General features: G+C 63.5%; 8 protein-coding genes and 1 pseudogene. 4 read left to right on the forward strand and 5 right to left on the reverse strand.

Annotated elements, in window-relative coordinates:
- Positions 1 to 198 precede the first annotated feature (198 nt).
- A complete protein-coding gene (locus WA702_RS20555) occupies positions 199 to 1,056 on the forward strand; it encodes a D-amino-acid transaminase (RefSeq protein ID WP_425112383.1) in 858 nt (285 codons plus the stop codon).
- 4 nt (positions 1,057 to 1,060) lie between these two features.
- Here WA702_RS20555 and WA702_RS20560 read toward each other — a convergent pair whose 3' ends face one another.
- Both WA702_RS20560 and WA702_RS20565 read right to left on the reverse strand, forming a co-directional pair.
- Positions 1,061 to 2,680 carry an MDR family MFS transporter gene (locus WA702_RS20560; protein WP_425112384.1) on the reverse strand — a complete coding sequence of 540 codons (1,620 nt, stop codon included), beginning with the start codon at positions 2,678 to 2,680 and terminating at the stop codon, positions 1,061 to 1,063.
- Positions 2,681 to 2,697: 17 nt separating this feature from the next.
- A complete protein-coding gene (locus WA702_RS20565; RefSeq protein ID WP_425112385.1) occupies positions 2,698 to 3,831 on the reverse strand; it encodes an HlyD family secretion protein in 1,134 nt (377 codons plus the stop codon).
- 128 nt (positions 3,832 to 3,959) lie between these two features.
- Here WA702_RS20565 and WA702_RS20570 point away from each other — a divergent pair, with 128 nt between their 5' ends.
- Positions 3,960 to 4,868, forward strand: coding sequence for a LysR family transcriptional regulator (locus WA702_RS20570; protein WP_425112387.1), 909 nt, complete (start codon positions 3,960 to 3,962; stop codon positions 4,866 to 4,868).
- A 41-nt stretch (positions 4,869 to 4,909) separates the two neighbouring features.
- Here the strand turns inward: WA702_RS20570 and WA702_RS20575 are convergent, their stop codons facing one another.
- Positions 4,910 to 5,050 (reverse strand): hypothetical protein, encoded by a 141-nt coding sequence (locus tag WA702_RS20575; protein ID WP_425112388.1) that lies wholly within the window; start codon positions 5,048 to 5,050, stop codon positions 4,910 to 4,912.
- On the opposite strand from WA702_RS20575, the gene WA702_RS20580 reads away from it, so the two are divergent.
- Together WA702_RS20580 and WA702_RS20585 are read left to right on the forward strand one after the other, a co-directional pair.
- Positions 5,044 to 5,247, forward strand: a complete 204-nt coding sequence (locus WA702_RS20580; RefSeq protein WP_425112389.1) for a hypothetical protein — start codon at positions 5,044 to 5,046, stop codon at positions 5,245 to 5,247. The two genes, WA702_RS20575 and WA702_RS20580, sit on opposite strands and share 7 nt — an antisense overlap.
- Positions 5,248 to 5,395: 148 nt before the next feature.
- Entirely contained in the window at positions 5,396 to 5,932 is a 537-nt protein-coding gene (locus WA702_RS20585; protein ID WP_425112390.1) for a GlcG/HbpS family heme-binding protein, read from the forward strand.
- 173 nt (positions 5,933 to 6,105) lie between these two features.
- On the opposite strand, the gene WA702_RS20590 is transcribed toward WA702_RS20585, so the two are convergent.
- Together WA702_RS20590 and WA702_RS20595 are read right to left on the reverse strand one after the other, a co-directional pair.
- Entirely contained in the window at positions 6,106 to 6,891 is a 786-nt protein-coding gene (locus tag WA702_RS20590) for a fumarylacetoacetate hydrolase family protein (protein WP_425112391.1), read from the reverse strand.
- A gap of 15 nt (positions 6,892 to 6,906) precedes the next feature.
- A pseudogene (locus WA702_RS20595) lies at positions 6,907 to 7,430 on the reverse strand (LLM class flavin-dependent oxidoreductase); the annotation flags it as partial.

Consider the following 7,430-nt stretch of genomic DNA (forward strand, 5'->3'; position numbering starts at 1 on the left):
TCCGCGCAGGCGGATCCAGTACTCCGCGGCAGAAGAGATCGAACCGAAGCGTCACCGCGCACTGGATCGTCCGCCGGAGCCTGTCATCCGGCCGGCCGAAGGTCGGACCGGGCGCCGACGATGACAGTGGGGGTGTTATCATTCCGGTGCAGGCCGACAGGCTTCAACCCGGAATATCGAAGTTGAGGAGAAGATACTGTGGACCCGATCGCTTACGTCAACGGCTCATTCGTCCCGCTCTCCGAGGCCAAGGTCTCGGTGCTGGACCGCGGCTTTCTGTTCGCCGACGGCATCTATGAGGTCGCGGCGGTGCTGGACGGCAAGCTGGTCGACAGCGCCTCGCATCTGGCGCGGCTGGAGCGTTCGGTCGGCGAGATCGGCCTGGCGCTGCCGGAGACCACCGCCCGGATCGAGGAGCTGCAGAAGGAGCTGGTTGCGCGCAACCAGCTCGACAACGGAATGGTCTACCTGCAGGTCACGCGCGGCGCCGACAAGAGCCGCGACTTTCCGTTTCCGAAGGGCGTGACACCGACGCTGGTCATGTTCGTCACCGCCAAGGATATCGTCAACGCGCCGTCGGCCAAGGCCGGCATCGGCGTCATCACCGTGCCCGACATCCGCTGGGAGCGGCGCGACATCAAGAGCGTGGCGCTGCTGGCGCAGGTGCTGGCAAAGCAGGCGGCGGCAGCAGCCGGCGCCGGCGAGGCCTGGATGATCGAGGATGGCAAGATCACCGAGGGCGGCTCGTCCACGGCGTTCATCCTGACTCAGGACGACGTGATCGTGACGCGGCCGAATTCCAACGCGATCCTGCCGGGCTGCACCCGCAAGGCGGTGGTGGCGCTTGCCGCGGAGCGCCAGCTCCGGGTCGAGGAGCGGGCGTTCACAGTGGCTGAAGCGCTTGGGGCAAAGGAAGCCTTCATCACCAGCGCGAGCGCGTTCGTGCAGCCGGTCATCACGATCGACGGCAAGCCGGTCGGAAACGGCAAGGTCGGCCCGATGGCAACGCGGCTGCGCGAGATCTACGTCGATTTCGCGCGCGCCACGGCGGTGTGAGTTGTTAGTGTGCTCCGCCTGAGCTGAGGTGGTCGGGCTTCTTCAAGAACGCGGTCGCGATCAGCGCGACGAGCAAGGCGGTACCGAGCAGATAGAAGGTGTCGCTGAAGGCGAGGATGAAGGCCTGCTTCTGCACGATATGGCCGATCGCGACATAGGCGCGGTGTGCCGCATCGAGCCGGTCGATCACGCCGTGATTGACGAAGTACTGGGTGAGCTGGTCGAGCCGATTGCGGGTCGCCTGTTCGAGCAGCGAGACGGACTGCATCAGCACGTTGGAGTGATACTGCTCGCGCTTGGTGAGGAACGTCTGCAGCACCGCGATGCCGACCGCGCCGCCGAGATTGCGCATCATGTTGAACAGGCTGGAGGCGGAGCCGGCGTTCTCATGCTCGATGCCTGATGTCGCCACCGCTGACAGCGGCGTCATCACCAGCGCCTGCCCGATGGCGCGGACCACGTTGGGCCAGAACAGCTGGTCGGTGGCGGTGTCGTTGGTCATGAAGATGTTCATGAAGTTGGAGGCAGCGAACAGCGCAAAACCAACGCCGATCACGATCCGCGCGTCGACCGTCTTCATCAGCCGCGGCACCAGCGGGATCAGCACGAGCTGCGGCAATCCGGTCCAGGCCAGCACCATGCCGATCTGCTCGGCATTGTAGCCCTGGATGCGGGAGAGATAGACCGGCATGATGTAGACCGAGCCGTACAGCGCGACCCCGAGCAGGACATTGGCGAGAATGCCGAAGCCGAAATTGCGGCGGAACAGCAGGCGCAGATTGAGCAGCGGCTTCTCGGTGGTGAACTCGATCACCAGAAACAGGCCGATTGCGACGGCTGCGATCACGGTGAGGCGGACGATGAAGGGCGAGCCGAACCAGTCGTCCTTGTTGCCTTCCTCGAGCACGGTCTGCAGCGCCGACAGCCCGATCGCCATGGTGACGATGCCGGGCCAGTCGCCCTGGCGCAGCAGCGACAGCTTCATCGGCTTGGCGTCAAGCGAATAATACAGCATCGCGACCATCACGGCGCCGGGCACGATGTTGACGTAGAAGATGTACTGCCAGCCCCAGTTCTCGGTGAGATAGCCGCCGATAGTCGGACCAATGGCCGGCGCGAAGGTGGCGGAGATCGCGAACAGCGCGAGGCCAACCGGCTGCTTAGTCTTCGGCAGCAGGGTGATGATCAGGGTGAACGCCATCGGGATCAGCACGCCGCCGGTAAAGCCTTGCACGGCGCGCAGCACGATCATCTGCGGCAGGTCCTGCGCGAAGGCGCAGGCGGCCGACAGGATCAGGAACAGCACGGCGTTGGTGAGCAGATAGATGCGGATCGAGAACACCTGGGCGAGCCAGCCACTCAGGGGGATCACGACGATCTCGGCGATCAGATAGGAGGTCGAGATCCAGCCGCCGTCGTCGATGCCAGCGCCGATCGCGCCCTGCACGTCGGCGAGCGAGGCATTGACAATCTGAATGTTGAGCACCGCCATGAAGGCGCCGAGCGTAGCGCCGAGCACCGCAACCCAGGTACGTGCGGAGACGGTGGGCGCCGCAGCGGGAGCCGGCGCGGTGCTGGATTGCGCGCCAGCAAGGGAGGAAAGCGTAGATTGAAGCGCGGTCATGATTGCCTCCAGCCGGATCAGCGATTGGCGGCGATCCGCCGCCCGGCATCGCGCTCGGCGATCACGGTGGCCTTGGTGTCGACGACGGGCTCGGCCGACATACCCGGGCGCAACAGGCCGCTCAAATTGTTCTCGTCGAGCACGATCTTCACCGGCACGCGCTGCACGATCTTGGTGAAATTGCCGGTGGCGTTGTCGGGCGGCAGCAGCGCGAATTCCAGCCCCGACGCCGGCGACAGGCTGTCGACATGGCCCTTCAGCGGCGTGCCGCGGAAGCTATCGATGCGCAGCTCGACCGGTTGTCCCTCGCGCATATGCGTGAGCTGCGTTTCCTTGAAGTTGGCGACGACATAGACTTGGTCGAGCGGCACCACCGCCATCAGCTGGGTGCCGGCCTGCACGAACTGCCCGACCCGCAGCGTGCGCGCGCCGACGGTGCCTTCGACCGGTGCGGTGATCTGCGTGTAGGAGAGATTCAGCGCCGCCTGCTGTTTAACCGCCCGGGCATGATCGACCTGCGCGACCGCCTTGGCGCGGTCGGTGGCCAGCACCTCGAGCTTCTTGTTGGCGGCGACCAGCCCAGCCTTGCCCTGCTGCAGTTGCGCGGTCTGGGCGCGCAGCGCGGCGTCGGTCTGCTGCGCCCGTTGCACGGTGCCGGAGCCGGACTTCATCAGCTCGTCGGAGCGCGCGCGTTCCTGCTCGGCGAATTTCAGGTTGGCGTCGGCAGCGTCGACTTCGGCGGCCTGCTGCGCGATCACGGGCTTCTGCAGCTCGATCTGGGCATCGAGATTGCGCACCGCGGCTTCGGAGGCCGCGAGATCGGCCTGGGCCTGCGCCAGCGCGGTCTTGAAGTCGCGGTCGTCGATCCGCGCCAGCAACTGGCCGTCCCTGACCTTCTCATTGTCGCTGACCAGCACCTCGGCGATATAGCCCGAGACCTTGGGCGAGATCAGCGTGGAATCGGCTTTGACATAGGCGTCGTCAGTCGCCTCAAGGTAGCGGCCGACGGTAACATAGCCATAGCCATAATCCACGGCAGCCGCGATGCCGAGCGCCAGGGCCAATCCGATCGCGGCGCGCTTGATCGCATGCCGCGATCGCGTCGTGCCGGTTTTCTCTTTCAAATCAGAGGTATACTCGATGCTGGTCATGATAATCTCCCGGAACTCCGCTCGTGGGACAGGTATGTTGCCGGGTGATATGCGATGTCCTTCCTGATCTGATAATCTGCCAAAAACGAAAAGGATTATCCGGTAATGGCGCATAATGTCGGGTCGCCATGGATCGCTTGACCAGCCTGACCGCCTTCGTCCGCGTCGTCGATAATGGCGGCTTTTCGGCCGCCGGCCGCCGGCTCAACATGTCGACCACCATGGTGAGCAGCCACGTCCAGGCGCTGGAGGACCGGCTCGGTGTCCGGCTGCTCAACCGGACAACGCGCAAGGTCAGCCTCACCGAAGTCGGCAAGGTCTATTACGATCGCGCCACGCAGATCCTCGCCGATCTCGAACAGGCCGACGATGTCGCCAGCACCCTGCAGTCGACGCCGCGCGGCACGCTTCGTCTCTATATCGCAACCCACCTCGTGCCCTTCGTCGCGCCGGTCGTCACCGAATTCATGTCGAGCTATCCCGAGGTCAAGCTCGAGGTCATGATGGGCGAGCGCGATGTCGATATGATCGAGGAGGGGTTCGATCTTGCGGTGCGGCTGACGCCCCCGCGGGATTCCAGCCTTATCACCCGCAGCCTCGCCACCTGGCGCCACGTGCTGTGTTGCTCCCCTGATTACATCGAACGGCACGGGCGCCCGCTCCAACTCGCCGATCTCGCCGCGCACAACTGCATCAGGCACGTCCACTATCCCTATCCGGACGAGTGGCGTTTCCTCGACCGCGACGGCGCGCCGGCCGCGGCCCGGATCTCAGGCACCCTTGTCACCAACAGCGGCGAGACGTTGCGCCAGGCTGCGCTTCACGGTCTCGGTATCAGTCTCGCCGCAGGATTCCTGGTCCATGACGATCTCGAAGCCCGACGGCTGGTGCGGCTATTGCCGGACTATCGTCCGTTCGATTTCGCGGTCAATGCGATCTATCCGCATCGACACCATCTCGCGATGAAGGTACGGATCTTCATGGATCTGCTGGCAAAGCACAGCGCCGATCAGCAGACGCTGATCGATCCGCATTGACGACATCCGCGCGCTTGAATACGAGCGGCGCGCGCAGAATGTCACGGCTTCAGAATCAGTTTTTGGACGCGCCAGTTCAGCAGCTCGCCAACATAGAGCCTGTCCTCGGACGGACACGCCATGGCATGAATCCAGCCGAACTGCTTCGGCTGCTTCACCGACTTGACATTGATCGATGGCACGATTGCTGCGCCAGCACAGGCGTCGCGAACAGCACGTGCAACGCCGTTCTCCTATCAAGACAGGGTTGTTCGCGGTTGCGATATGTATCGGCACGATTTTGCTCGCAGCCGCGATCAAGCCGGAGGTGTTCGGCAGGCTCTCAGTCAACGAAGGGCTGGTGATGGTTGGCGGTTCACCGGGTGAGCTCGATCGCTAGTACTGGGAATATCTGAAGACGGCAGGGGTTGCAGAGAGGCGTCACGCGGAGAGGGAGGCTGAGTTTTCGAAATATCGGCCACTTCACCGGCAGGACGAGCCACGCGACATTCGACAACATAACAAAATTCAACAAGGAGGAAGAGTACATGCGCCAGTTCATCTTCACGGCCGTGGTCTGCACCGCTGCAGCTATCAGCGTGCCGGCTTTTGCTCAAAACGCTCCGGCGGCAGCGTCGCCGCCCTCGGCTGGCGGAACGCCGGATGCGATGCCGTTCGATATCCCCTATGGCATGCCGATCGGGCTCGAACAGGCCAAACAGGTGCTGGCCGCCGCCGAAGCCGAGGCCAAGAAGCGAAACTGGAAGATGAACATCGCTGTGGTCGATACCCATGGCGAACTCGTGCATTTCGCCCGCATGGATGGCGCGCAGCTCGCGTCGGTCTCGATCTCGATCGGCAAGGCGCGGACGGCGGCGCGCTTCCGCAGGGAGACGCGTGCGTTCTACAACGCCTATGAGGGCGGACATCATTATGTCGGCACGCTCGATCCGACGCTGGTCGCAAGCCCCGGCGGCTTTCCGCTGGTGGAGGGCGGAAAGCTGATCGGCGCGATCGGCTGCAGCGGCGGCACCGGCGATCAGGACGCTGCGACCTGCAAGGCCGGGGCCGATCTTGTGAAGTAACGTTGCCGTCGGGACGCGTGACACCGGTCCCGCGGACTATTTATTCCAACCGTCATTGCGAGGAGCGAAGCGACGAAGCAATCCAGTCCTTTTTCTTGTCTCTCTGGATTGCTTCGCTTCGCTCGCAATGACGGCCACAAAAATCGCGACGTAATGGGTAAGGAGCTCGTTGACTAACGCGTCTCTTTGACGAAGCGGTTGCGCAGGGTGCCGACGCCGGTGATCTCGATCTCGACGACATCGCCGGCTTTGATGTCAGGGGAGGCACCGTCGGTGCCCATCCAGATCACGTCGCCGGGCCACAGCGTGAAATATTTCGACAGCTCGACCAGGAACGGCACCACCCCGAAGATCATGTCGTTGGTTAGGAAGCGATAGGTTTCCTTGCCGTTGACCTTGATGATGGTCTGCATCGCATCGAGATCGGCGTCGGTCTCGATCCATGGTCCCATCGGCTTGAACGTGTCGGCATTCTTGGATCGCCACAGGCCGCGGTCGGCCTTCTGCCAGGTCCGCTCGCTGACGTCATTGCCAATGGTGTAGCCGAACACGCACTCCATCGCATTTGCTGCGGTGAGATGTTTCGCCTTCTTGCCGATGACCACGACGAGCTCGCCTTCGTAATGGATCTTCTCGGTCGCGTTGGCTGGGATGACGACGTCCTCGTCATGGGCGATCAGCGCGTTCTGGGCGCGATAGCCGACCTCCGGGCGATCGGGCACGGCCGGCACCTCGCCGCGCTTGTCAGCCGCTTCCTTCAGATGCTTGAGGTAATTGAGGCCGACGCAATAGAAGGTGCGCGGCATCAACGGCAGTTCGATCTTGACCTCTGTCAGCGCATCGGACTGCGAACCACGCTGCCATTCACCGAATGGATCACCGTCGACCGCAACCACGCGATCACCTTCCACCAAACCCCAGGACGTCCGTCCGGCGGACGTGAACTTCACCCAGCGCATGCGATATCCTTTTTGCTATTCGGCTGCGGCTTGCGCCTTCCAGCCGCCAATCCTGGGATGGGCGAGGCCGAGATTGTCGCGCAAGGTCGTGCCGGCATAGTCGGTATGGTAGAGGCCGCGGCGCTGCAGCTCGGGCACCACGTGGCGCACGAAATCGGCATAGGAGCCGGGAACGTAGGTCGCGGCGATGACGAAGCCGTCGCAGCCGCGCTCGACGAACATCTCCTCCAGCTTGTCGGCGATCTCCTTCGGACCGCCGACGATCGCATCCTGGGTCTGGCCGCGGCCCGAGAATTTGACGAAGTCGCGCGCGGTCGGATTGGTCTTGCCGGAGGTTCGCAGCACGCCGTCGCGAATGCCGATGATGCCCTGCATGCTAGCGAGGTCCTCCGCTGTCAGCGGCTCGTCGAGGCCCTTCGAGGCGAAATCGTAATTGAGTCCTTCGGAGAGCAGCGACAGCGCATCGATCTCGAGCGGCAGCTTCTCGATCAGCGCCATCCTGTCCTCGGCTTCCGACTTGGTGGCGCCGCAGACCGGCG

Source organism: Bradyrhizobium sp., from assembly GCF_049798375.1.
In the GTDB taxonomy this organism is placed as follows: Bacteria; Pseudomonadota; Alphaproteobacteria; order Rhizobiales; family Xanthobacteraceae; genus Bradyrhizobium.

Coding starts and splice junctions, on each gene's coding strand:
- WA702_RS20570 (WP_425112387.1), top strand. CDS start 3,960: ATGGATCGCTTGACCAGCCTGACCGCCTTCGTCCGCGTCGTCGATAAT.
- WA702_RS20560 (WP_425112384.1), bottom strand. CDS start 2,680: ATGACCGCGCTTCAATCTACGCTTTCCTCCCTTGCTGGCGCGCAATCC.
- WA702_RS20580 (WP_425112389.1), top strand. CDS start 5,044: ATGGCACGATTGCTGCGCCAGCACAGGCGTCGCGAACAGCACGTGCAA.
- WA702_RS20565 (WP_425112385.1), bottom strand. CDS start 3,831: ATGACCAGCATCGAGTATACCTCTGATTTGAAAGAGAAAACCGGCACG.
- WA702_RS20590 (WP_425112391.1), bottom strand. CDS start 6,891: ATGCGCTGGGTGAAGTTCACGTCCGCCGGACGGACGTCCTGGGGTTTG.
- WA702_RS20585 (WP_425112390.1), top strand. CDS start 5,396: ATGCGCCAGTTCATCTTCACGGCCGTGGTCTGCACCGCTGCAGCTATC.